At 38.3% G+C, this 24,741-nt stretch carries 30 protein-coding genes; 22 read left to right on the forward strand and 8 right to left on the reverse strand.

The genetic code is table 11. The annotated features are described in order from the left end of the window. Positions 1-29 precede the first annotated feature (29 nt). From QFZ31_RS00175 to QFZ31_RS00200, 6 genes are all read left to right on the forward strand, one after another. The gene (locus tag QFZ31_RS00175; protein ID WP_307299794.1) at positions 30-908 is read left to right on the forward strand and encodes a branched-chain amino acid ABC transporter permease; all 879 of its coding nucleotides are present in this window, start codon (positions 30-32) and stop codon (positions 906-908) included. Between the two features lie 13 nt (positions 909-921). Further along, positions 922-1,860, forward strand: coding sequence for a branched-chain amino acid ABC transporter permease (locus QFZ31_RS00180; RefSeq protein WP_307299797.1), 939 nt, complete (start codon positions 922-924; stop codon positions 1,858-1,860). A 1-nt stretch (position 1,861) separates the two neighbouring features. After that, a complete protein-coding gene (locus QFZ31_RS00185; protein WP_307299800.1) occupies positions 1,862-2,644 on the forward strand; it encodes an ABC transporter ATP-binding protein in 783 nt (260 codons plus the stop codon). Further along, positions 2,637-3,344 carry an ABC transporter ATP-binding protein gene (locus QFZ31_RS00190; protein WP_307311286.1) on the forward strand — a complete coding sequence of 236 codons (708 nt, stop codon included), beginning with the start codon at positions 2,637-2,639 and terminating at the stop codon, positions 3,342-3,344. The genes QFZ31_RS00185 and QFZ31_RS00190 overlap by 8 nt, the downstream gene beginning before the upstream one ends. Before the next feature lie 96 nt (positions 3,345-3,440). Continuing rightward, positions 3,441-4,124: a BsuPI-related putative proteinase inhibitor gene (locus QFZ31_RS00195; protein ID WP_307299802.1), complete on the forward strand. Its 684-nt coding sequence runs from the start codon at positions 3,441-3,443 to the stop codon at positions 4,122-4,124. An 87-nt stretch (positions 4,125-4,211) separates the two neighbouring features. Beyond that, positions 4,212-5,687 (forward strand): spore germination protein, encoded by a 1,476-nt coding sequence (locus QFZ31_RS00200; RefSeq protein WP_307299805.1) that lies wholly within the window; start codon positions 4,212-4,214, stop codon positions 5,685-5,687. 43 nt (positions 5,688-5,730) lie between these two features. Here the strand turns inward: QFZ31_RS00200 and QFZ31_RS00205 are convergent, their stop codons facing one another. The 4 genes from QFZ31_RS00205 to QFZ31_RS00220 all read right to left on the reverse strand — a co-directional run bounded on the left by QFZ31_RS00205 (position 5,731) and on the right by QFZ31_RS00220 (position 8,897). After that, positions 5,731-6,006 (reverse strand): YqhV family protein, encoded by a 276-nt coding sequence (locus QFZ31_RS00205; protein ID WP_179600951.1) that lies wholly within the window; start codon positions 6,004-6,006, stop codon positions 5,731-5,733. Between the two features lie 431 nt (positions 6,007-6,437). After that, the gene (locus tag QFZ31_RS00210; RefSeq protein WP_179600949.1) at positions 6,438-7,202 is read right to left on the reverse strand and encodes a sulfite exporter TauE/SafE family protein; all 765 of its coding nucleotides are present in this window, start codon (positions 7,200-7,202) and stop codon (positions 6,438-6,440) included. Between the two features lie 125 nt (positions 7,203-7,327). Then, positions 7,328-7,615, reverse strand: coding sequence for a hypothetical protein (locus QFZ31_RS00215; protein WP_307299809.1), 288 nt, complete (start codon positions 7,613-7,615; stop codon positions 7,328-7,330). A gap of 31 nt (positions 7,616-7,646) precedes the next feature. Further along, a complete protein-coding gene (locus QFZ31_RS00220; RefSeq protein ID WP_307299810.1) occupies positions 7,647-8,897 on the reverse strand; it encodes an MFS transporter in 1,251 nt (416 codons plus the stop codon). Between the two features lie 163 nt (positions 8,898-9,060). Between QFZ31_RS00220 and QFZ31_RS00225 the strand changes: the two genes are divergently transcribed. From QFZ31_RS00225 to cysC, 5 genes are read left to right on the forward strand one after another with little or no spacing between them, the layout of a single operon-like run. Next, a complete protein-coding gene (locus QFZ31_RS00225; protein WP_307299815.1) occupies positions 9,061-9,828 on the forward strand; it encodes a phosphosulfolactate synthase in 768 nt (255 codons plus the stop codon). Continuing rightward, the gene (locus tag QFZ31_RS00230) at positions 9,813-10,346 is read left to right on the forward strand and encodes a histidine phosphatase family protein (protein WP_307299817.1); all 534 of its coding nucleotides are present in this window, start codon (positions 9,813-9,815) and stop codon (positions 10,344-10,346) included. The genes QFZ31_RS00225 and QFZ31_RS00230 overlap by 16 nt, the downstream gene beginning before the upstream one ends. A 28-nt stretch (positions 10,347-10,374) precedes the next feature. Beyond that, positions 10,375-11,076 (forward strand): phosphoadenylyl-sulfate reductase, encoded by a 702-nt coding sequence (locus QFZ31_RS00235; protein ID WP_307299819.1) that lies wholly within the window; start codon positions 10,375-10,377, stop codon positions 11,074-11,076. 57 nt (positions 11,077-11,133) lie between these two features. Further along, positions 11,134-12,306 carry a sulfate adenylyltransferase gene (sat, locus tag QFZ31_RS00240; protein WP_307299820.1) on the forward strand — a complete coding sequence of 391 codons (1,173 nt, stop codon included), beginning with the start codon at positions 11,134-11,136 and terminating at the stop codon, positions 12,304-12,306. Continuing rightward, entirely contained in the window at positions 12,296-12,895 is a 600-nt protein-coding gene (cysC, locus tag QFZ31_RS00245; protein WP_307299821.1) for an adenylyl-sulfate kinase, read from the forward strand. Before sat ends, cysC begins: the two co-directional genes overlap by 11 nt. 9 nt (positions 12,896-12,904) lie before the next feature. Here the strand turns inward: cysC and QFZ31_RS00250 are convergent, their stop codons facing one another. Continuing rightward, the gene (locus tag QFZ31_RS00250) at positions 12,905-13,459 is read right to left on the reverse strand and encodes a YitT family protein (RefSeq protein WP_373459807.1); all 555 of its coding nucleotides are present in this window, start codon (positions 13,457-13,459) and stop codon (positions 12,905-12,907) included. 364 nt (positions 13,460-13,823) lie between these two features. Between QFZ31_RS00250 and QFZ31_RS00255 the strand changes: the two genes are divergently transcribed. From QFZ31_RS00255 to QFZ31_RS00265, 3 genes are all read left to right on the forward strand, one after another. Continuing rightward, the gene (locus tag QFZ31_RS00255) at positions 13,824-14,615 is read left to right on the forward strand and encodes an HAD family hydrolase (RefSeq protein WP_307299823.1); all 792 of its coding nucleotides are present in this window, start codon (positions 13,824-13,826) and stop codon (positions 14,613-14,615) included. Positions 14,616-15,002: 387 nt separating this feature from the next. Next, the gene (locus tag QFZ31_RS00260; protein WP_307299824.1) at positions 15,003-15,278 is read left to right on the forward strand and encodes a hypothetical protein; all 276 of its coding nucleotides are present in this window, start codon (positions 15,003-15,005) and stop codon (positions 15,276-15,278) included. A 74-nt stretch (positions 15,279-15,352) separates the two neighbouring features. Next, a complete protein-coding gene (locus QFZ31_RS00265; RefSeq protein WP_307299826.1) occupies positions 15,353-16,360 on the forward strand; it encodes a DUF3231 family protein in 1,008 nt (335 codons plus the stop codon). Between the two features lie 74 nt (positions 16,361-16,434). Here QFZ31_RS00265 and QFZ31_RS00270 read toward each other — a convergent pair whose 3' ends face one another. Together QFZ31_RS00270 and QFZ31_RS00275 are read right to left on the reverse strand one after the other, a co-directional pair. Continuing rightward, entirely contained in the window at positions 16,435-16,887 is a 453-nt protein-coding gene (locus QFZ31_RS00270) for a S1 domain-containing RNA-binding protein (RefSeq protein WP_063251682.1), read from the reverse strand. A 141-nt stretch (positions 16,888-17,028) separates the two neighbouring features. Continuing rightward, positions 17,029-17,619 (reverse strand): guanylate kinase, encoded by a 591-nt coding sequence (locus QFZ31_RS00275; protein WP_307299829.1) that lies wholly within the window; start codon positions 17,617-17,619, stop codon positions 17,029-17,031. A 367-nt stretch (positions 17,620-17,986) separates the two neighbouring features. Here QFZ31_RS00275 and QFZ31_RS00280 point away from each other — a divergent pair, with 367 nt between their 5' ends. From QFZ31_RS00280 to QFZ31_RS00300, 5 genes are all read left to right on the forward strand, one after another. Further along, positions 17,987-19,432, forward strand: coding sequence for a DEAD/DEAH box helicase (locus QFZ31_RS00280; RefSeq protein WP_307299831.1), 1,446 nt, complete (start codon positions 17,987-17,989; stop codon positions 19,430-19,432). A 65-nt stretch (positions 19,433-19,497) separates the two neighbouring features. After that, positions 19,498-19,689: a hypothetical protein gene (locus QFZ31_RS00285; protein WP_307299833.1), complete on the forward strand. Its 192-nt coding sequence runs from the start codon at positions 19,498-19,500 to the stop codon at positions 19,687-19,689. 25 nt (positions 19,690-19,714) lie between these two features. Beyond that, positions 19,715-20,647 (forward strand): D-2-hydroxyacid dehydrogenase, encoded by a 933-nt coding sequence (locus QFZ31_RS00290; RefSeq protein WP_307299835.1) that lies wholly within the window; start codon positions 19,715-19,717, stop codon positions 20,645-20,647. A gap of 205 nt (positions 20,648-20,852) precedes the next feature. Then, positions 20,853-21,215, forward strand: coding sequence for a DUF3147 family protein (locus QFZ31_RS00295; RefSeq protein ID WP_307299838.1), 363 nt, complete (start codon positions 20,853-20,855; stop codon positions 21,213-21,215). Positions 21,216-21,231: 16 nt separating this feature from the next. Next, positions 21,232-21,627 (forward strand): DUF3147 family protein, encoded by a 396-nt coding sequence (locus QFZ31_RS00300; RefSeq protein WP_307299841.1) that lies wholly within the window; start codon positions 21,232-21,234, stop codon positions 21,625-21,627. Between the two features lie 66 nt (positions 21,628-21,693). Here QFZ31_RS00300 and QFZ31_RS00305 read toward each other — a convergent pair whose 3' ends face one another. Continuing rightward, on the reverse strand, positions 21,694-21,855 hold the full coding sequence (locus QFZ31_RS00305; RefSeq protein WP_307299842.1) for a hypothetical protein: 162 nt from the start codon (positions 21,853-21,855) through the stop codon (positions 21,694-21,696). A gap of 360 nt (positions 21,856-22,215) precedes the next feature. Here QFZ31_RS00305 and QFZ31_RS00310 point away from each other — a divergent pair, with 360 nt between their 5' ends. The 3 genes from QFZ31_RS00310 to QFZ31_RS00320 all read left to right on the forward strand — a co-directional run bounded on the left by QFZ31_RS00310 (position 22,216) and on the right by QFZ31_RS00320 (position 24,708). Then, positions 22,216-23,301, forward strand: coding sequence for an FAD-dependent monooxygenase (locus QFZ31_RS00310; protein WP_307299845.1), 1,086 nt, complete (start codon positions 22,216-22,218; stop codon positions 23,299-23,301). 112 nt (positions 23,302-23,413) lie between these two features. Continuing rightward, positions 23,414-24,139: a phosphatase PAP2 family protein gene (locus QFZ31_RS00315; RefSeq protein ID WP_307299849.1), complete on the forward strand. Its 726-nt coding sequence runs from the start codon at positions 23,414-23,416 to the stop codon at positions 24,137-24,139. A gap of 14 nt (positions 24,140-24,153) precedes the next feature. After that, a complete protein-coding gene (locus QFZ31_RS00320; RefSeq protein ID WP_307299852.1) occupies positions 24,154-24,708 on the forward strand; it encodes a GNAT family N-acetyltransferase in 555 nt (184 codons plus the stop codon). Positions 24,709-24,741: the final 33 nt, after the last annotated feature.

A 24,741-nucleotide genomic window follows, 5' to 3' on the forward strand; every position in this document is an offset into this window, starting at 1 on the left:
TAATTCTGGAAAAAATAGGAGTGAGAACAATGGAGTGGTTACAACAATTGATAAACGGAATATCACTCGGTAGCATCTATGCCTTAATCGCATTAGGCTATACCATGGTTTATGGAATTATAAAATTAATTAACTTCGCCCATGGTGATGTTTTTATGGTAGGTGCGTTCGTCGGGTTTTATGCGATTAAGGGATGGGGTCTAGGCTTCTTTCCAGCATTATTATTCTCAATGGCATTTTGTGCAGTATTTGGAGTATTGATTGAAAGAATAGCCTATAAACGTCTTAGAAATGCTACTAGAATAGCGGCCTTAATAACAGCAATAGGAATGTCGCTATTAATTGAATACGGAGTAATTTACGCTCGTGGAGCTCAGCCTGAGGCGTATCCTGATAATGTGTTACCAAGCACAAGCTTTAACCTTTTCGGAGCTCAAATCAGCAGTCAGTCTCTTTTCATCCTTAGTGTGTCTGTCAGCTTAATGATAATTTTACAATTTATCGTTCACCGCACGAAGATCGGTAAAGCGATGCGTGCCGTTTCACATGATATGGATGCTGCACGTTTAATGGGGATTAACGTAGACAGGACCATCTCCTATACCTTTGCAATAGGTTCTGCATTAGCAGGGGCTGCCGGTGTTATCTTTGGTGTGTATTATACGAAGATTGAACCACTGATGGGGATTATCCCTGGTTTAAAGGCCTTCGTTGCCGCTGTTTTAGGTGGAATCGGAATTATCCCGGGCGCCATGGTTGGCGGTCTTATTCTTGGGGTTGTGGAATCAGTCGTAAGTGCAATGGGATTCTCACTCTGGAGAGATGCTGCAGCATTTATTATCCTAATCCTGATTCTTATTTTTAGACCTTCTGGCATCTTTGGAAAAAATACAAGAGAGAAAGTGTAGGTGAGATAGACAGATGAAAAAGGTAAGTAAATTCTGGCTATTTCTCATTTTAGCAGTACTGATTTATGGAATTGGCCAAGGCTTGATTCAAACAGGTATATTAAATGCATTTTATAGCAACATGCTGATCTTAATGATCATTAATATCATTTTAGCGGTCAGTCTTCATTTAGTTATTGGGATTACCGGACAATTTTCGATTGGGCATGCTGGATTCCTAGCAGTCGGAGCGTATGTTTCAGCGATCATTACCATGAAATTTGAACTGCCTTTTGTTTTAGCTATTATTATTGGTGGAATTGTTGCGGCATTAGCTGGCCTTCTTGTTGGTATTCCTACTTTAAGACTTCGAGGAGATTATCTGGCTATTGCTACTCTCGGATTCGGTGAAATTATCAGAATTGTGTTTTTAAATATCGAGTATGTTGGCGGCGCTGCAGGAATGATGGTTTCCAATATGACGACTTGGACAAGCGCATTTGTGTGTCTCGTTATTACCATTCTTGTGATATCTAACTTTACGAACTCACGGCATGGAAGAGCGTGTATTGCGATCAGGGAAAATGAAATTGCGGCAGACGCAATGGGAATCAATACAACTTTTTATAAAGTCGCCGCATTTGCGATTGGTTCCTTTTTCGCCGGAATCGCCGGCGGATTATTTTCTCATAACTTTTACATTATCCAGCCAACCAACTTTGGTTTCTTAAAATCCTTTGATATTTTAATCTTTGTGGTTTTAGGCGGACTTGGAAGTATGTCCGGATCCGTAATTGCTGCTATCCTTTTAACCATTATTTCAACATACTTACAGCAATATCCTGAGACTCGAATGATTATATACAGTATCGTATTGGTTGTTGTCATGCTATATCGTCCACAGGGCTTAATGGGTACCCGTGAAATTACAGAATTCTTTGGGAAAAAGAAAAGTGTGAAAGGAGGAAATTAACGTGGGAGCTTTACTACAGGTTAAAAATGCAGGAATTCAGTTCGGCGGGCTTAAGGCGGTTTCAGGCTTTAATATGGAACTTAATCAAGGAGAATTGGTCGGTTTGATTGGTCCAAATGGTGCCGGGAAAACAACAAGTTTTAATTTGCTGACTGGTGTATATGTCCCAACAGAGGGTGACATTTTATTTGATGGGAAAAGACTAAATGGTCTTGCTCCATATCAAGTAACACGAAATGGAATCAGCCGTACGTTTCAGAATATCCGCCTATTTAGTGAATTATCCGTATTAGATAATGTTAAAGTGGCTTATCATTCTTTAGCGAAGCATTCCATTTTAAGTTCCATCTTTCGCCTTCCTTCTCATTTCTCCGAAGAAAAGGTGATGGAGGAAAAATCACTAGAATTTTTAAAGATTTTTCAATTGGACCGTTTTAAAGATGAAAAAGCAAAAAATTTACCATATGGCCAGCAAAGAAGATTGGAAATAGCTAGAGCCTTGGCAGCAAGTCCGAAATTATTACTGCTTGATGAGCCGGCTGCTGGTATGAATCCTCAGGAAACGCACGAGCTGATGGAATTAATCGCATTTATCCGAAAACAATTCGATCTAACGATTCTACTAATTGAACATGATATGGCACTAGTTATGGGAATTTGTGAAAGAATCTATGTATTAGACCATGGGCAGCTCATTGCAGCAGGAACTCCTGATGAAATTCGTAATCATCCGAAAGTCATCGAGGCTTATCTAGGAGAGGAGGTTTCGAGTGACAATGCTTAAAGTAAATGGAATTGATGTTTTTTACGGAAATATTCACGCCCTTAAAGGTGTATCATTAGAAATCAATGAAGGGGAAATTGTTACCCTGATTGGTGCGAACGGAGCAGGTAAAAGTACGCTGCTTAAGACATTATCGGGGCTGCTTAAGCCAAAGTCAGGGAGTATTGAATACCTAGGCAGTTCGATTTCGGGCAAGGCTCCCCAGTCGATTGTGAAGTCCGGTATCTCACATGTACCAGAGGGGCGTCGTGTATTTGCTAATATGAGTGTCGAGGAGAACCTGGAACTTGGTGCTTATTTACGAAAAGATTCGAAGGAAATCAAGAAAGATATTCAAAGCGTTTATGAGCTTTTCCCTAGACTGGAAGAGCGTCGAAAGCAGTTATCGGGAACCCTTTCCGGAGGAGAACAGCAAATGCTTGCGATGGGAAGAGCGATAATGGCTAAGCCGAAGTTGCTTTTACTCGATGAGCCTTCAATGGGATTGGCGCCGTTAATGGTAAAAACGATTTTTCAAATCATTCAGAAAATCAATCAAGATGGCACAACCATCCTTCTGGTTGAACAAAATGCGAATATGGCACTATCCGTTGCAGACCGGGCCTATGTAATCGAAACGGGCAGAGTTGAAATCTCAGGAACAGCAGAAGAATTACAAGCAAGTGAAGAAATCAAAAAGGCTTATCTTGGCGGTCTTTAGGATTTCTTTATTAAATTGAAAAATCTTTTTGAAAATGTAACTCCCATCTCCTTTTAATCGACTATTAAAGTAAATCGATTAAAAGGAGATTTTTTTATGCCATTTAAAAAATTAATGATTGTATTACTAGCTGGACTCTTAAGTGCTTGTGGTACTGGAAATCAAACCAACGGGCACGGTGATGTGGTAAAGAAAGTGAACCCAGTGGATCATCCAAAACAAAATGAAATCGCCGCAAAAGTTCATCCAGCGATTAAAATAAAGGAAGAAAACAATTCTACGATTATTAATTACAAAGTCAAAAATATATCTGGCGGACCTATAAAACTATCGTTTGCAAGCGGATTACAAGCAGATTATATCGTTTATGATCAGCATGGAAAAAAAGTAAAACAGTATTCGGAAGAAGTGATGTCAACACAAGCAATTACTGAGATGACGTTCGACAATAATCAAGAAATTCAAAATTCGTTTACCATTTCTGACCTTTATAATGGAGCTTATAAAATTGAAGTTTTTTTAACAGCACAGGAAGAGCAAGCTAAGGTTGTAATGGATTTATTGGTTGAAAATTCACTATTTACAAAAGCCTCAGGCCTGTTTACGGGCCAAATCGATCCCCATTCCATAGAGGTGGAGATCAAAGGTGAAAAGGTCGCCTTCCAGCTAAAAGAGGAAGCGATACAGCAATTGCCATCCCATAAAGAGGGCAGTGAAATTTTGTTTGTTTATACAGAAAATGAAATACAAAAGACAATCGAAAAGTTTTTAATAGAATAAATACATGTAAAAAACTCGGAAACGTTAGTATATAACACCCAAGCTTGCTGCAAAATACCAATATGAAAATTTTAGGAGTTGGCAAGCTTGGGAAAAAAAGGAACGCAAATTCCAGTAAAAGAAAAGTTTGAAGATAATATTGAATATTTAATTAAAGAATTACGGATAGGCAAAAACTTCGATGTCATCCATAGACCACTAGAATATGGTGGACGGAAGTTTGCAATGTTCTTGATTGATGGATTCGCTTCGGCAAATCTCCTTCTTCTCATTATGAAGGAAATTGAGAAGCGCAAACCAGAGGATTTTGCCGATAATCCGATTGATAGGCTTTTTAAGACTTTTATTCCACATGTTGAGGTTAATACTTCCGATGATCTTGAAGAGGTTATTGCCCAGATTCTTGCAGGACAGACAGCGGTAGTCGTTGAAGGCGGCAATCAAGTGATTATGATTGATTCACGTGAATATCCGATTCGATCTCCACAAGAACCGGATATTGAACGTGTGGTCCGCGGTCCGCGCGATGGTTTTGTTGAAACCATTGTTTTTAATTTAGCCTTGATTCGAAGGCGTGTTCGTGACCGGTCTCTCGTCATGGAATATGTACAGGTTGGTCAGCGGTCAAAAACGGATATTGCGTTAGTATACATTGATAGCATTGTTGATGTTGATCATGTAAAAATGTTACGGGATAAGCTTGAAAGTATCTCTGTTGATGGAATATCGATGGGTGAAAAAACAATTGAAGAATTTGTCTTTGGCAGAAACTATAATCCATATCCAATGGTACGTTATACGGAAAGAGCAGATACCAGTGCTGTTCATTTAATGGAAGGTCATGTCCTAATTGTTGTCGATGGATCACCTAGCGTGATGATTTGCCCGTCTACCTATTGGCACCATTTACAGCATGCAGAGGAATACCGCCAAAAGCCAATAATAGGTGTCTTCTTAAGGTGGGCACGATTTATTGCGGTGCTGGCCTCCTTATTCCTCTTACCGTTATGGTATACCTATGCTTCCAATGAGCAGCTGCTATCTGACCGATGGAAGTTTATTGGTGTTAAAGATTCAGGGGAAATTGGATTGATATGGCAATTTCTTATTGCCGAAATCGGGATAGAAATACTGCGGATGGCTGCCATACATACCCCCAACGCCCTTGCAACAGCACTCGGTATCGTTTCGGCGATAATTATTGGAGATGTTGCTGTACAAGTGGGAATCTTTACGCATGAGGTAGTCCTTTATGTAGCGGTTTCAGCAATCGGAACCTTCGCAACACCAAGCTATGAATTGAGTCTGGCAAACAGACTGTTTCGTGTGTTCTTTTTAATCATGGTCGCTTTACTTAACGTACCAGGTCTAGCAATCGGAATTACATTGTGGATTATAATGCTTGCAAGAACAAAGAGTATGAATACTCCGTATTTATATCCATTCATCCCGTTTAATCCGCAGGACTTTCGGATAATGCTTGCTCGCACACCAATCCCGCTAAAAAATACCCGTGCCAGAATGCTGAATCCACAAGACGCAACGAGACAATCACATAAATAAGCCTATCATAGTCAATGATAGGCTTTCTTTTTATGTAGGTTTTTCATGAGGACTTTACCCCTATAAAGATAAAACTAACTCCAAGAGCAATCCAGACGAATTTCATAATCGATATTTTCTCGACTAATCCTATTAACCCAATAGAGGTCGTTAAAACTAAAATAACCGGACCGATTAGTGCAAGTGAAGAGTTAACCATCAGTGCTTTTTCCACAGTATTAAATTTAATCATGAGGATAGCTGCAAATATCTCAATGCTACCTGATATTAATCGTAAAAAAGCCATTCCGAGTACTACTTTTTCAATAATGATAAACATAATGACCCTCCTGCAATTACCATTTCTACCATAAGTATATGATTGGTTGTTCAGGAGAAGGACAGGTTTTTCATTTTCATTTAAAAATAGATGGCTGTGTCAAAGGAGATTATTGCTTTAAGAACCTGTTGATTGGAGCGGAAGGCGCTTGACTCCTGCGGGATGAACGAGCTGAGTGAGACCCCGCAGGTCGGAACGACCGAGGAGAAGCAAAAGCGGAGGCGCCTTGTTCAGACCCGACAAGCGCTAGAGGGCCTGGCGGTAAAGTCGCTCTTTGACTTCATCGTCAGGACCGAAGCGACTCGAGGGTCTAGGCGCTGTAGCTAGACAGGCTCACGGGCGAGCCCGCGGAAAGCATAGCGCCTGGAGCGCAAATCAACAGCCAAGTTTAACACAGCCCACTAGAAAAAACATGGTAGGCACCGTGCTTCTTAAATCAGTTTAACACCACTAATCAAAATCATGATGGCCATAATGGTTCTTAATGGCTTAGCTGGGAATTTAGAGGATAAGTTACTTCCAATCAGTACACCCGGAATGGAACCCATCAGCAGGTTAATCATCAATAAATAATCAACATTCCCAATCCCTGCATGCATAAAGCCAGCGGCTGTAACTAGTAAAAATGCGTGTGCAATATCTGTTCCGACGAGCTCTGAAGGACTCATTCTGTATAGATAAAGCATTGCCAAGGCAAACAAAGAACCAGAACCAATAGAGGTCAAACCAACAATAAAGCCCAAGATAACCCCAATACCAATCGTCAAACCGCGTTTCTCATGAAGCGGCTTCTTTTGGAAGGTATTTTCTTCTAATTTACCTTTAGCAAACGTTTTAATTAGAGTAGTCAACGCTACTAAAATTAAAACGTATCCTAAAGCATGTTTGATTACTTGCTCTTGGTTATGAAAAAACGAGTCAAACAGATGGAGAATTCCAACCGCACAAATTGCACTAGGTATACTGCCAATAGCAAGATATTTCACCAGCGTAAGATTGATCGTCTTTTGCCTCCAATGTTGAAAGGATCCAAATAGCTTGGTGATAGAATTATAAACCAAGTCTGTTCCTACTGCTATGGAAGGACTAATCCCTAGTAATATTAATATGGGTGTTAACAATGCTGCACCGCCAACACCGGTCAAGCCAACCATAAATCCGATTAATAGCCCCATTAGAATGATTCCAATACTCATTAGGCCACACACTCCATATTTGTCTAACTGCTTACCAATAAGTTATGAAGTGGTTAAATGCCTTGTTACTACTGCCCAAACCCAAATTAAAAGAGGGCGGTCAATGCCGTCCTCTAATAGTACCTTTATTCTTCTTCTTTCTCTTCTTCTTTTAGCTTAATTTTTTTACATCCGACATACAAACAGGATAGAATATCCAGCCCTGGTTTAGCCTTTGCTAATCCTTTTATATAGGGTGTGACTAAATCTTTAAAATCGGAACCCACCTCTTCATCTTCTAAGATGCCGTATACATAAAGCTTCTTTTCATCAAATAAAAATGCAACATTTCCCACACCTTTATTATTTGAATTAACAACATTTAGGACCTGATATTCAGGGGTGATAACCTCAGGTGAAAAATATATTTGCAATTAAATCTTCTCCTTTTATATCTTACGTATCTTAAGTGAATTGCAATTTTTCAAACAATGAGTCACTTTCTTTATCTTCAGCTGGTTTGGTTTTTGCTACATGAATCAGTATCATACAAAGCAAGGCACAAAATAGCGTTAATCCAGCCGTAACTAAAAACATGCCCGACCTTGACCAAGCCATTAGGGAGCCGAATACGGGGGGACCTATCGCTACCCCTAAGAATCGTACAGACCCATATAAGGAGGTGACAAAACCCCTTCGGTCTGTTGGGACAGATCCTGTGATAAAACTATTGATGCAAGGAAGAACAAGTCCTGTTCCAATACTACTTACAGAAAGGACAGCGAAAAAAGGAACTAATTTTTTAAAGAAAATAAGTGAAGCAAATGAAGTGGTCATGAGCAATAATCCTAAAATGATTAATGTTTTCATAAGCCTCATCTTTTTACCAATTTTACTTCCGGTTATATAAGAGGTGGTGGTCATGACTAGCAGCGGAATCGCTAAAATCAATCCTTTCATGACTCCATCAATTTGATGATCCTTTTCCAATATGTCTGAAATGTAAAATAAAATCCCAAAAAGTGTAAATAAACAGGTCGCTCCTGTTATATAAGCGGCAAATAACCAGCGTCCCTCCGTTTTAAAAACAGATACAAGCCCCTTTACATATTTTCCAACCGGAGGGGGTTCCTTTTTGGCCTTTTTTTCCTTAATGAAAATGATGGTTAATAACAAGGAAATAAAGCAGAAAATCGGAAAGGCGAAAAACGCTGCATACCAAAAGATTAAAGCTAAAAGCGAACCGATGATTGGGCTGATTACTTTTCCAAATCCATTGGATGCTTCGACCAATCCTAAGACTTTACTCTGCTGTCCTCCTTTAAATAAATCACCTGTTAATGCCATGGCTATAGGGGCAGTTCCTGCAGCACCCATACCCTGCATAATCCTGCCTGCAAGTATCCATGTATAGGAATTATCAAACCAAGCGGAAGCGGCCCCGGCCAATAACCCTCCACTCCCATATAAAATCAGGGCGGGGATAATAATGGCTTTCCGTGAAAACCTATCGGACAAATAACCTAATACTGGTATCGAAATGGCTGCCGCTATGGAAAAGGCAGAAATGACTAAACTAACCTGAAATTGTGAGATACCCAGTTCAGATTTCATTTTAGGAAGAACAGGAATAAGCATCGAATTTCCCAAAACAAGAATAAGTGGAATGGAACTAATGGCCAGAATTGTTAAGCCCGAATGTTTTTGCTTTGACAAGGATGTACACCCCTAACTGTGAGAATAGCCTTTTTATTGTTTCAAGTGAAGGCAGAGTTTATACAAGACAAATGCCTAATTTCTGCTTTTCAAGCCTAATATCTACACAATCACCTATTTTTTGAATAATCTATCCTAGAAAAATAGAGGAGGCGCTTTATGTATGGATTTTTTAATACTGCCAGAAAGGACGTCAGGAAATAGAACATACGGATTGACCTCGGTGATCGATTTCGGCACCCCAATAGGTGAATTAAAACATATTTTAGATGACTATGGATATCTCATTGATATAGCTAAGATAGGAATTGGGTCAGCTTATGTGACCCCAAACCTTAGGAAAAAAATTGAACTTTATAAAGAGTATCAGATAAAGCCTTATTGTGGAGGAACACTATTTGAAAAATGTTTTTATCAAAATAAAGTTCCTGAATATTTAAGGCATTTACGTGAATTAGGGATTGACTGGATTGAGATTTCCAACGGGACGCTTGATATTCCAATAGAAGAACGCCTCCAAATGATTTCGGAAATAAAAAAGGATTTTCATGTAATAGCTGAGGTTGGCTCAAAGGATTCTAATAAGGATATGGACATCTGTGACTGGAAGGAAGAAATAAACCTTTTATTACAGGCAGGTTGTGATTATGTAATAACAGAAGGGCGAGATTCAGGAACATCTGGCATTTATGAAAAATCCGGCAGCATTAAATCCAGTTTGATTCAGGAATTAATAAAAGATATCGACAGCAAAAAGATCATCTTTGAGGCGCCAACAGCCAAACATCAAATGTATTTTATTAGAGAAGTGGGACCAAACGTTAATTTAGGCAATGTGAAACTTCAGGATGTTTTAGTATTAGAAACCCAACGCCGCGGACTGCGGAGTGAAACTTTTTATGTGGAGGAAGATGAATGCAAATCACTGTAATTCGACACCTTCCAACGGAATGGAATAAACAAACATGGCTTCAGGGGAGGCAGGATATCGAACTATCACAGGTTTCAGATGAACTTATAGATGGAATTGAGGACAATCAAAAAGTTCTTCAAAAGTTAGCACCCTTTGATCTTGTTTTAGCAAGTACATTGCAAAGAACCCACCAAACAGCCAATCTCTATGGATATAAGTATGAAATAGAGGCATTACTGGATGAATTGGATTTTGGACCATTTGAAGGAGTTCCGAAGCAGAAGTTGATTGAAAAATATGGAGAGGTATGGTTTGAAAATCCAAGAGAATTGGTGTTAGGTGAGAGTTTAAAGAATTTAGAAAAACGGATTGTCATGTTTATAGATAAATATCAAAAATATACAAATATCCTCGCGTTTGGTCATGGCTCTTGGATACGAGCGATGATTTCTTATGCCAATTACGGCGACATTAACCAGATGAATAAGATTGAAGTGGTGAATAATGCCTGTATCACGTTGAGCATTGAAACCTAAGGGATAGAGAGGAATGGGGGTCCCCGGATTGTTAACGTATGATAAATGGGATGAAAAACAAATTACCTCCTTTAGGGAGAGTCAGCCAGATTATTTGGATGTATTAAAGTGGGCTTTTCAAGAATATCAAGACGAAATTGTCTATGCCTGCAGCTTTGGTGTAGAGGGTATCGTCCTAATCGATTTAATTTCGAAGGTAAATAAAAAAGCGAAAATTATTTTCCTTGATACAGGACTACATTTTACAGAGACATATGAATTAATTGAAAAGGTTAAGAATCGTTACCCTTCTTTACAAATCAACATGATAAAACCGAAGAATTCCTTGGAGGACCAAGCAAAATGGTATGGTGATGAATTATGGAAACATAATCCTAATCTTTGCTGTCATATGAGAAAGGTGGTTCCCCTTCAGGAGGCCTTAGCGGGTGCAAAGGCATGGATCTCCGGTTTAAGACGAGAACAATCCCCTACAAGGAGCAAAACGGAATATATCAATAAAGATGATAAATTTCAAAAAATAAAAATATGTCCTCTTATTCATTGGTCCTCAGAAGATATCATGACGTATATTCAACTAAATAAGCTGCCGTATAATCCACTGCATGACAAAGGCTACCCAAGTATCGGTTGTGCACCTTGTACAAAACCTGTTACAAACCCAAAAGATTCGCGCGCGGGAAGGTGGGCTGGTTTAGCAAAAACAGAATGCGGGCTTCATGAATCATAACAGGCTGCTAATTGACAGCTGTTTTCATAGTTTAGTAGGATTTTGGAGGGAAGTATCATGAGTGAAAGTGTGCCACATGGTGGCAAATTAATAAATAGGATAAATTTAAATCTACCTACAGACTTTTCACGGAAATCGGTATCACTAGATAATTTAGAATTAAGTGATTTGGAATTGATTGCAAATGGTGCCTATAGCCCTTTAGAAGGCTTCATGGGAAAAGCCGATTATGAGTCAGTTGTAAATAATATGAGGCTCTCTAACGGACTTCCGTGGTCGCTGCCGATTACATTAGCGATTGATAAAAATAAGGCAATCGAACTTAAGGTTGGGGAAACCATTAACCTTATAAAAGATGAGGTCATTTATGGCGTCATGAATGTGGAGGAAATCTACATTCCTGATAAAATCTTAGAGGCAGAAATGGTTTATAAAACAACAGATTTGCAGCATCCAGGTGTAAAAAAACTGTTTGCGAGGGATGAACTCTATGTAGCAGGCCCTATCACGATGGTTAGAAGGATCAATAATAGTGAATTTGAACGTTTTTATCTAGATCCTATTCAAACAAGGGATAAATTTAGGAATCTTGGCTGGAAGACAGTAGTGGGGTTCCAAACTAGAAATCCAGTTCACCGGGCACATGAATATATTCAAAAAACCGCTTTAGAGACAGTCGATGGTCTTTTCTTAAATCCCCTTGTAGGAGAGACAAAGGCAGATGATATCCCAAGTGATATTAGGATGAAAAGTTATCAGGTATTACTTGAACATTACTACCCAAAAGATCGGGTTTTCCTGTCTGTATTCCCTGCTGCCATGCGTTATGCAGGACCAAGAGAAGCTATTTTTCACGCTATCGTCCGCAAAAACTTCGGATGTACTCATTTTATTGTAGGGAGAGACCATGCTGGGGTAGGAAACTATTATGGCACATATGATGCTCAGAAAATCTTTAGTGAATTTACCGAAGCCGATTTAGGAATAAAACCACTATTCTTTGAACATAGCTTTTATTGTAAAAAGTGCGAAAATATGGCTTCTGAGAAAACCTGTCCACATGATTCACGAGATCATGTCGTCCTGTCCGGTACAAAGGTAAGAGCGATGTTAAAAAACGGCGTGCATCCGCCTAAGGAATTCAGTCGACCGGAGGTAATTGAAATTCTTATTCAAGGCATGCAGCATGTTTACACAAAGGAAATAAAGGGTGTGGAACATGAAAAATAGTCAAAACATCACTTGGCACCACTCGAGTGTAAGCAAAAAAGAACGCCATGATAGGAATGGGCATAAAAGTTGTGTCCTTTGGTTTACGGGTTTATCAGGGTCAGGGAAATCCACTTTAGCAAATGCCGTAGATTACGCTTTATTTCATGAGGGATTTAGAAGCTATGTCTTAGATGGTGATAATATTCGTCATGGATTAAATCGTGATTTAAGTTTTCGTCCGGTAGACCGAAAAGAAAATATCCGGAGAATTGGGGAAGTGGCAAAGCTATTTGTTGACAGCGGCATAATCGTTTCATCAGCCTTTATTTCTCCATTTAGAGAGGATAGAGAACTTGTTCGTCAGATGTTTGAGTCAGGGGAATTTGTTGAGATTTTTGTGAATTGTCCGATTGAAGTTTGTGAAAATAGGGATCCAAAGGGGTTATATAAAAAGGCAAGGAAGGGAGAAATTCCGGAATTTACAGGGATTTCTTCACCGTATGAGAAACCTAATCTACCTGAGATCGTCATTGACACTGATAATACGTCCATTGCTCAATCGGTTGAGATAATAATAAATTACCTAAAAGATAAGAAGATTCTATAAGGGATCTTCTTATCTTTTTCTCCAGTTTGCGGTTAATATCCTTATCTTATGGAGTTTTAGATCATAGATAGAATCAATAATATTGGTGGAGAAAAATTGGCAAATAATTGCATATAAAACGATGTTTATATCAATTACCACAGCCGTTAGTAAAAAGATAATCAGGTTAATTCCCATCATGACTTTGCCAGGTGTCCACTGTTTGTAATTGGCAATCATTAACGATGGAATGACCATACCGCCACTAGAGGCACCGGCACGAATCAATAAGCCGACTCCAAAGCCAAAAATAACACTTCCAGCCACAATACATATGAAAATATTAATATGTGGGTGAGGATAGTGTGAGGTTATGTAACCTACCGTCATAGCGGTAATAGCGACTGAAATAATCGTGCGAAAGGTCCAAGTAAATCCAAAATAAGGAAGCGCAAATAATAAAAAGACAGCATTTGCCAGCCATAAAGAAAACCCAAGGGATAGATGGAAAAAATGATTGATTAGGATGGCAAGGCCGGCACCGCCGCCAGATGGGATGGAATGTGGAAATAAAAATACAGACATCGCAATACCCTGTAGGGTTGCTCCTAATAATAAACAAAAATAAGTCAACAATGTTTTTTTCATAACTAGTAGAAATGGATCCTCAAATGTATAGTCGTGATTTCCACTTTCATTCCCCCTTTGGACTACCTCTCCCTTGTCCATTTTATGAGAAAAGAAAAAGGAATATGTTGAATTAATTTATACAATAAAAAAGTATATACTGCAGCTTAAAATATTTAAGAAGTAGGAGATCCTTTGCTACAGAGGTGCTTGATAATGGCAGCCGAAAACATTTTAAATTAATTTTGTGAAAGAATATTCATTTAATTTAAATAATGGTAAACTAGTAAAATATATTTGTGTGAAAGGTGAGGCTTAAGAAATGATAAAAGCAATTTTTTTCGACTTAGATGATACACTGCTTTGGGATCAAAAAAGTATTAAGGAAGCATTTGTTGCGACTTGTAAAATAGCGGAGGAACGTTGTGGGGTAGACGCAAATGAACTAGAAGAAGCAGTTCGTGAGGCGGCAAGGGATCTCTACTCCTCCTATGAGACCTATTCATTTACACAAATGATTGGAATTAATCCGTTTGAAGGCTTATGGGGGAATTTTTTAGATGAACAGGATGACTTTCGGAAAATGAAAGAAATTGTACCTGGCTATCGAAAAGATACTTGGACGGCAGGATTGAAGGCATTGGGAATAGATGATCCTGATTTTAGTTATGAGTTAGCAGAAAGGTTTCCTCAGGAGCGCAGGAACTTACCGTTCGTATATGAGGAAACATTTACCATTCTAGATTCATTAAAAGGGAAGTACCAATTGCTTCTTTTGACAAATGGTTCCCCGGATTTGCAGAATACGAAACTATCGATTACACCAGAACTTGTTCCCTATTTTGACCAGATTGTCATTTCAGGTGCGTTTGGACGAGGGAAGCCCGATCCGACGATATTTGAGCACGCCTTGTCACTTATGGGATTAGAGAAGGATGAGATACTAATGGTGGGGGATAACTTAATGACTGATATTCTCGGTGCCAATCGTGCAGGAATTAAATCCGTTTGGATTAACCGCCATAATAAAGAAAGAAATGAAGTTATTCCAACCTATGAAATTCAACACCTAGAAGAACTTTTTCCTCTATTAGATGAGTTAAACAAGAAATAAGACAAAATAAAAGGCTGTTCAAAAGTCTACTAGACTCTTGGACAGCCTTATCTTTTTTTATACTAATTGGATTGTGCCTGAAATTATGTGTGGACTATGATTACGGTAACAATCAGGCACGAATTGGCCCGAAAAATTAGAAAGTTATCCAATACTGTAACAATCTTATTTACCAAAGATAATCTATTTAAAATCGTCCAATCTTTGGCTCTATAATGATGGTAGCTATAGTTCTAACGGAAAAAATCAAAATCATGTTTGTCTTTCTCACAGGATGATGGAAGGCTGCCTGTTTCATTGACTATAATCAAAACACTACTCGATTGGAAGGGTAACGAATGTGGAGGACTCATCATTTTTTATTTTTAAAAAAGGGGAGTGGATGTTGTGCTGGAGAGTAGAAGGGAAGTCCAGGTCTTTCTAAACATTTTCGAAGCATTTGCAAATTGGGACGGAGAAAAACATTTTCTTACAATGGAAACAGAAAATCCGAAAGGAATCCTGACAATCATGAAATCGAAGGATGGCATTTTCTATTATCATCGTAAAAATGAATTATATTGGGACATAAAAGAAATAAAGGTGGAAACAGACATGTTAACAGACATCATTTGGACATTCCGGCGGGCTGTTAATAAATCTATTAATGAAATCGTTGTGTAAATGGAACCAATACCATAAATAATTTCCTCCTATTCTGGAAATATTATGCTTGAAGATAATAGGAGGAAATTTTTATGGATAAAAACCTCGACCATATCAAGTTAACCGCATCTGAATTGTCCTATTTATGGACAAGCTATCTTGCTGATAGTATGTCCGTCTGCGTTTTGAAATATTTTCTAGTACATATCGATGACAAAGATATTAAATCCCTTACCACTTACGCTTTACAATTGTCTGAAAAACATGTTGAGTTCATTCGTGAGATATTTACAAAGGAACAAATTCAGGTTCCACAAGGGTTTACCGAACAAGATGTAAATTTAATAGCTAAACGGTTATTTTCAGATATTTTTTACCTAAGGTATATTCGGAACATGTCTAAGGGTGGTTTAGTAACTTATGGAAGAGTATTACAAAATGTCTATCGCCAGGATATTCGTTCTTTTTATGCTGAATGTTTAACAGATACGCTGGAACTGGATTCAAATGCAGCGATGATTTTATTAGAAAAAGGACTGGCCATGCGTCCGCCTGTAATTCCATATCCACAAAAATTAGAGTTTGTCCATAAACAGTCCTTTATCTTAGAAGGGTTGGGAAGAAGGGAAGCACTTACGGGCACGGAGGTAACCAATCTATATGCAAACGTTCTAACCAATCGGCTAGGTGTCGCAATCGCAATGGCTTTTAGCCAAGTGGCCAAGTCCAATAAGGTCCGAAAATATTTTTTAAGAGGAAAAGATGTATCCTTAAAACATATTAAGGTGTTAAGCAGCTATTTGGAAATGGATTCACTATCCATTCCGATGGGATTTGAACAGGAAGTAACAGATTCCACTGAATCACCGTTTTCTGATAAATTAATGTTGTTTCACTTTAATTTGATGATCTATGCCGGAGTAGGAAACTATGGGATCGCAATTTCGGAGAGTCAGAGAACAGATTTAGTGGTTGATTATTCACGGTTTAATGTAGAGGTTCTGAAATTATCTGAGGATGGGGCCAATCTTATGATTCAGAACGAATGGTTAGAGCAGCCGCCATTAGTAGCCAATCGAAGAGATTTGGCAAAGAATTAGGGGAGTATATACAAGAAATATTCCTTAAAGTAAAAGAAGGCATGCCCGTGTTGGCATGCATTCTTTATCTATAATTATCCGCGTCTTCCGCCACGTCCGCCACGTTTCGTTTCAGTGTTACGTTTTAAGCTGGATAAATTTTCTTCACTAGCTTTTAAAAATTTCGCCATTTTATCTTCAAAGTTCTCTTTTGGCTTAAAATTGCCGCCTTTTGAACGGAAGTCTTTTGATTGCCTGTTATCTCTTCCTTGGCGTTGTGGACGCTGGGAATAAGAAGAAGTTTGACCTTCTGGCTTATCAATAGCTTTTTTAATAGACAAGGCAGTTTTACCGTCTTTCTCACTAATTACCTTAACTTCAACCTGATCTCCTACTTTAAGATGATCATTTACGTCTTTCACATAGCTATCAGCTACTTCACTGATGTGCACAAGACCCGTTGTGCCACCTGGTAATTCTACGAACGCTCCAAAATTAGTAATACCCGTTACTTTACCTTGTACTTTGCTGCCTACTTCGATCGACAAAAAGAGTTCCCCCTAAATAATGTTTTCAACACTTAATTATACACGGTACTTGCGACGATTTCAAGCTGTTTTCTGTAGTTGGGCTAGTAAACATGAAAAAGGTCCAATGACAGGATAACATCCTATCAACTGGACCCTTTTTTAGTAATCAGTCACAATTCGATTTCTGTCAAGGAAAGCCTCAATGACTTCACTCACTTGAAAAGATACCTGCGGTGAATCATAGTTTTCAAAAACATGCTCGCATTCAGTTTTATAAGCCATGATTTCATCATAGTGTGCTAAGTGCCTATGAATATCCTCTTCTGTATCCTTTCGTGCCTCATGTCTTGCAATAACCGTGTCACGGTCAGCAAAAATGAAAAAGCGCATGACTTTGTCACCATACATGCTTTTTAATTTTTCAGTGCCTTCTGGATTTAATGTTAAATAGACAAGATTATGATTTTCAAAAGCTTTAACGATATCCTCTTCGCGGATTCCGTAATGAATTCCATCGATGTCTACGCTTTCAAGGAATTCATCGTTGTCTTTCAACTTGTTGAATTCATCTTCCGAAACAAAATGGTAGTCTACGCCATCTTGCTCGTAATGACGGGGAGGACGAGTCGTGTAAGAGAGGACAGTTTCCATATCAAACGCGGTCGCGACCATTTTGGCAATCGTTTTTCTCCCAGAGCCATCGGGTCCAGTGTAAATGAAAAGCTTTTCCTTATCTTTGATTTTATACATAGATTACCTCCTGAAAAAATATAGTAAATTAAAAAAAGAGATCCAAAGATGTATGAAATTGCTGTCCAGTGAGTGATCTATAATATCCTTATAGCAGGATATTTCCATTATAACAGATTTTCGAGAAAAATTTGGACTTTTCTGTTTTTTAATTGTAGGAGATGACTATACCCATAAGGCAGCTTATTAAATTACTGTACCGTTTCTCTTTAGTGTTGTAAAGCTGTTGTGTAACAATACATTGAAATAAAAAGTCGATAACTGGTTTATTTCAAGTATAATGAACATATTCAGATTTTGCATATGATATTTCTTTCGGAGAAATCCTATATAGAAGTTGGATAATAATTAAAAATGAGGTTGCTGCATGAGTGAAAAAAAGTTTGAGGATTATTCGTTAAGCGAGGAAATAAGAAGGGCGCTTACGGTGCTAAAATACGAGAATCCCACAGAAGTGCAAACAGAAGTTATACCTAAGGCATTAAAGAAGCAAGATTTAGTTGTAAAATCACAAACAGGCAGCGGCAAGACAGCTTCCTTTGCGATACCAATTTGCGAGATGATGGAGTGGGAGGAGAAAAAACCTCAGACGTTAATCCTTACACCGACTCGTGAACTGGCTGTCCAGGTTCGTGACGATATAACGAATATTGGCCGGTTTAAACGGATCAAGGCGATGGCGGTTTATGGGAAAGAACCTTTTTCGAAACAAAAGGAAGAATTAAAGCAAAAAACGCATGTAGTGGTGGGTACTCCTGGTCGGACCATCGATCATATTGAAAGAGGAACTCTCGAATTAGATAAAATTAACTATTTAATCATCGATGAAGCAGACGAAATGCTAAATATGGGCTTTATTGACGAAGTTGAAGCGATCATTAAAGAACTTCCTGAGAATAGGGTAACCATGGTCTTTTCTGCAACTCTGCCGAAGGATGTTGAAAACCTTTGCCATAAATATATGAAAGATCCGATTCATATTGAGATTGCTGCTACAGGTGTGACAACGAATACAATTGAACATGGTGTTATCGAGGTAAAGGATGAAGATAAGATTTCTGTGCTGAAGGATATAACAGTCGTTGAAAATCCTGATAGCTGTATCATTTTTTGCCGAACAAAAGAAAATGTAGAGGATGTCTATACTGAATTGGAAAAAGCCAATTATTCCTGTGAAAGATTACATGGCGGGCTTGAACAAGAGGACAGGTTTGGTGTCATGGATGGATTTAAATTGGGTAATTTTCGCTATTTAGTAGCAACGGATGTGGCTGCCAGGGGCATCGATATTGATAATGTGACGTTGATTATTAATTATGATGTTCCGATGGAAAAAGAGAGCTATGTTCACAGGACTGGTCGAACAGGCCGGGCTGGAAATAAGGGAAAAGCCATTACCTTCGTAACACCATTTGAAGGGAAATTCTTAAAAGCAATTGAAAGATATATTGGCTTTGAAATTCCTCCAATCGACACTCCGACTCAAGATGAGGTTGCGAGTGGAAAAGCAGCATTTGAAGAAAAGCTTAGCGGACGAAGAGTAGTCAGAAACAATAAGACAGCTCGAATTAACAAGGATATTACCAAGCTCCACTTTAGCGGCGGCAAAAAGAAAAAATTACGCGCGGTGGATTTTGTGGGTACCATTTCCAATATTCCAGGAGTTTCAGCAAATGACATTGGAATTATTACTATCCAGGACAACTTAACCTATGTAGATATTCTTAACGGCAAAGGTTCACTAGTCCTGCAAGCCATGGAACACACAACTGTCAAAGGAAAGAAACTGAAAGTGAGTAAGGCATTAAAATAATCGATCAAGACTGGGACGATTTTATCGTCCCTATTTTTAATCATAAAAGAGGAGATTTACAGCGAATGAAGTATTTTAAATCACAAATGAAGCAGTTAGTAAAAGAAAATAAAGAATTACAGGTGCATTTAAAAGAGTTGATTAACGAACATGATCTTGAGAAAAACTTTGCTCTTAAGGCTTTATATCATTCAGAAGTAGCAGACGGCGGGAGATATCAGACAGCATACCAAGCGCTCGACGTACCAAAAGAGTAAGTTTAATGAGGGAGAGGGGAAGAAAATGAAAATAAAGAATATTTTACTAGTCAGTCCGATGTTTAGAGAACTTCAAGCGTTAATTGAAAAGAATGCCCCAGATAAGACTTTCCGTTTTATGCCGGAGGAAGAGCTATCACAGGAAGATTTAAGCTGGGCAGACGCACTGGTCTCTTTTAATTTAAAAGCGGAATATGATTACAGTTCTGTGAAATGGGTTCACTCGTTAGGCGCAGGCGTTGATCGTTTTTTACATAAGAAAGATTGGAATCAAGAAATTCTTTTAACAAGAACGATTTGTTCTTTTGGACAAAGGATTGCAGAATATTGCTTGAGTTACATCCTAAAAGATTTACAGCTTCATGACCGCTTTAAAGAGCAACAGCAGCAGAAAAATTGGGTTCAGTCTACACCGAAATTAATAGGAGAACAAAAAGTACTTGTGTATGGAACAGGTGAAATCGGTCAAATGATTGCGACAGTTTTTTCCGGATTAGGAGTTGACGTGTACGGTGTATCTTTGAGTGGGAAGAAAAAAGCTGGTTTTAAAGAGGTTTTGAAGGTTGATTCTCATTTTTCTGTTTTAAATGAAATGAATTATGTGATTAATACATTGCCATTGACGGAAAGAACAGAGAAATTATTTAATAGTGCCATCTTTAATCAACTTTCCAATGCGGGATTTATAAATGTAGGGAGAGGTGCTTCTGTAGACGAGGAAGCACTGCTACTGGCACTGAATGACAGCACAGTTAGTTTTGCTGTACTGGATGTATTTGAACAAGAACCGCTACCAAAAAGCAATCCGTTATGGGATCACCCAAGGGTTCAAATCACTCCACATATCTCTGCCGTTACGACCCCAAGTGAGGGGGCAGCTTGTTTCCTCGAAACCCTTAAGAACATTGATGAAAACAGGCCACTTAAAAATATTGTTAATACAAAAAAAGGTTATTAATGTAGATTCAACTAAAACCCTAATTTAGGGTTTTTTTATTTTTTAAAGGTATTCTAAAAAACTCAATATGAGAACGCTTTAAAAATAGTAAAGAAATGTTCACATGTGAATGCATGAAAATGAGGTAAAATAAATTTATGTTAGATTTATGTGAAATAGTTCACATAAATTAAAGTATCTTCAAAAATAACAGAGGTGAATCACCATGGGAGACCTATCGATAAGTGCATTACTAATAAGATTTATTTTAGGAGGCACAGCTGTAGTTGTTTCGACATTAGTTGCTAGAAATTTAGGTGAAAAGGCTGGAGGAATCTTTGCAGCATTTCCAGCCGTGTATTTAGCGGCTTTATTGACAGTGGGCTTGGACTTTAGTGGTGATGAACTAGTAGCCCATTCCATTCTATTATCGAAAGGTGCCATAGTCGGCATGGGAATTAATATTATGGTCGCAATTCTTGCTGGATATCTGCTTCCGAGACAAGGATGGAAACGCGGACTTCTACAAGCAATGGGATTTTGGCTGGTTTTATCCATGGCGGTTGTGATGATTACAACATACTCATAAGGGAAGGGTGCTATATATGTATAAAGATTTACTAATCCGCTTTATTCTTGGCGGTGCTGCCGTAATGGTAAGCTATTTGATAACGGTTATTTCTCCGTGGAAAATCTTAGCCGGAATCTTTGCAGCATTTCCAGCAGTGATGATTACAGCGGTGTTAATGGTGGGGATTGCTTCTGGTTCAAAAAATGCAGCCAAGATTGCAAATGGGTCTGTTTTTGGTATGATTGGCGGTGTGGTGTGTGTGGCGACGGTATGGACCGTACTACAAGGCAGCGGCAACTGGACATTAAGTATTGTTCTTGGGCTCCTGTTCTGGCTGGGCAGTTCTATCATTGTTTCATCATTTAGAGATAAGTTGAAAAATGGAAGAAGAAATATTTTAAGACTCAATGTTCTAATTAGACATAAATAATGACAAAACAAGACGGCAGTCGGCCGCCTTGTTTCATGTTAGATATTAAGTATTTTTTTATTATGCTCATTCCTCTGTATTTTCTGTACCTTCCTCAGTACCTTTTTCATTCTGCTCTGTTTCTTCTGTTTCTGTTTCATCATTTCCAGTATCAGCACAACCAGTGGCAACTCCAAGCAACATTAAAACAGACATCGTAGCAACTAACCAAGTCTTGAAACTTTTCATCTCAAAATTCCTCCTTGAATGCTTTGCTATTTGTACTACAGGATTATCATACAAGCTTTTTAGAGGAAATAGATTCAATTTTCCATTTCTTAACATTCATTAACCTCCTCTTTAAAAAAACTCAAACATTTTGACGTAAAATTTACAAATAATTTAAAATACTTGATTCGCATATCAATCAGGTTGGGTTATATAGGACATTGGTAATAGTTACGGTAAAGAAATCATTGACCGTTTTTAATAATTTTGTTACTCTATACTTAACTTTTTTTCTTATCATGAAACTTTTTAAAACCAAATATTTAGTCCAAAAATACATTAATATATAGAAAAATTTAATAAAAGTAGAAGGTGGGTAAAATGAACTTACAAGCAGATGTTTGTATCGTTGGCGCCGGACCTGCAGGGACATTACTCGGACATTTATTAGCTAAAAACGGTGTATCAACTATCGTAATAGAACGATCTGCTGGAGTGAATAGGCAATTCAGGGGAGAGCATATTAATGCCGAAACAGAAGCCATCTTAAAAGAACACAAATTATTTGAGAAAATAGAAGAGCTCGGTATCCTCAAAATGAAAAAAGTAGAATACTATTCTGGTAGAAATATGGTGAAGAGTATTTCTCCAGGTGTCCATGAAGATCACGTTGGAATCCATGTACCACAAGCACATTTATTAAATGCCATCATTCAAGAGTCAGAACACAATAATCAATTCCAACTATTATTTAATACAACCGTTAAAGAATTAATTCAGGATGACCAGGGAATCTATACAGGTGTTAAAGCCATCCAAAATGGCGAAGAAATTACGATTTCAAGCAAAGTGACAATAGGGGCAGATGGTCGTTATTCTACTGTTAGGAAGCTTGCAAAAATACCAACAATCGAAATGACACACGGATATGATGTCCTGTGGGCAAAAATTCCAGCTCCAGAAGGATGGGAACCGACAACAAGAATGGCACTGGTTAATGGTCATCAGCTGGCATTGTTTAGCCAAACGGGAGGATTGATTCAAATCGGCTGGAATATACCAGAAGGATCTTTTCCTACATTAAGAAAAGGTTCAATCCAGCCGTTTCTTGAACCATTGATTGAAAGTTTTCCACAGCTAGAAGATGGTGTGAGAGAACACCTTCAGTCTTGGAGTGACTTTGTTTGTTTAAAGGTACAAAGCTCACGCTGCGAAACATGGGTAGAGGACGGATTAGTCCTCATTGGGGACGCTGCACATACCATGACACCAACGGGTGCAATCGGAATAAATTGTGGAATGAAAGACGCCCATATCCTAGCACCAATCTTAACCAAAGCATTAATGGAAAATAATATACGTTCTGAACATTTGAAGGTATTTGAAATGAACAGAAGAAACGAAATAAAATCACAACAAATCATGCAAGTCAAACAAGAAACAACCTTATACGAGAAATTTGCTTGATGTTGACATTTACGGTGACAGGCACCAAATATACAAAAATCGCTGCTTATGCAGCGGTTTTTGTATATTTGATGCCCTTTTTTGTGTGGTAGAATTATTAGGATTGTAGAAAATGGGAAATTATATGGTTATCGGTTATGAAGGGGTTAATGACATGAATGTTAGGTTTCAGGTTACGCGTGTGTTTGTTTTTAGTTTATTTTCACTGATGTTTTTTTGTTTAGTGGCGATTTTGATGAGGGCAGATAAGTTGGTTGATTTTGATCGTACTGTTATTGGTGCTGTTCAATCGCAGGAAGCGCCATACATAACATCTATAATGAAGTTCTTTACCGAAATTGGTTCAACTAAAATCGTTGTGATTTTATGCCTTTTTATTATCTTTTTTTTATATAAGGTTCTGCACCATCGACTGGAATTACTATTATTTATTGGAGTTGTTGTTGGAACACCCATTCTAAATACATTGTTGAAAGAAATCTTCCAACGCGCACGTCCAGATTTACATCGGCTGATTGAAATTGGCGGCTATAGTTTCCCGAGTGGTCATGCCATGAATGCCTTTACTGTATATGGGATCCTAACCTTTCTATTGTGGAGGCATATCTTTAATCGAGGTGGACGTATCTTGCTCCTTCTCTTTAGCTCCTTTTTTATAATCATGATTGGTGTTAGCAGGATTTATTTAGGAGTCCACTATCCTAGTGATATCATTGGTGGTTATTTTGCCAGTGGTTTTTGGCTTGCGACATCCATATGGTTTTTTCAATGGTATATGGAGCGACGACAGCAACTTGCTAGTAGAATGCTAAAAAGATCAGTAAAAACTTCAAAATAAAGGAACGCACAATCATGGAATTTATCACAACCCAACAATGGGACGAAGTTCTTTGGCGAAAAACCAGAGATATTTATAACGTTGCTTTCGGTGAACATGCCACCAAGCCAGAAAAGATTATCCGAAATATGTTTGCCAGAGGGCTTAGTGCACTTCATGTGTTAATGGAGAACGATGAGGTTCTGGCAATGGCACTTACAGGTTCGATGCCAGGTTCGAGTGTACTGCTGTTGGATTATTTGGCGGTACGTAAGAACTTGCGTGGTCATGGTATTGGAAAGGAATTTTTTGATTATATAAAAGAATGGGCTAAATCGGAGCCGCAATACAAGAGAATATTAGTTGAAGTAGAATGTGATGACATACCTGAGAATCATGCAAGAATTCATTTCTGGGAAAAATGTGGGTTTCACCTGTTAGATGACTATAAACATTGTTACAAATGGGGTCCCCAACACTATATGGCAATGGTCCTTTATCTTAAGGGTAAGCCTGCAACACCAATAAAAGGAGAAGACTGTCTTAAGTATATGGCATCTTTCCATAAAGAATCCTACAAATTAAGCTAGTCCTCTTCCCCTAAACAAAGTAGAATAATGGTA

Origin of the sequence: Neobacillus niacini, from assembly GCF_030817595.1 — a bacterium.
In the GTDB taxonomy this organism is placed as follows: Bacteria; Bacillota; Bacilli; order Bacillales; family Cytobacillaceae; genus Neobacillus; species Neobacillus niacini_G.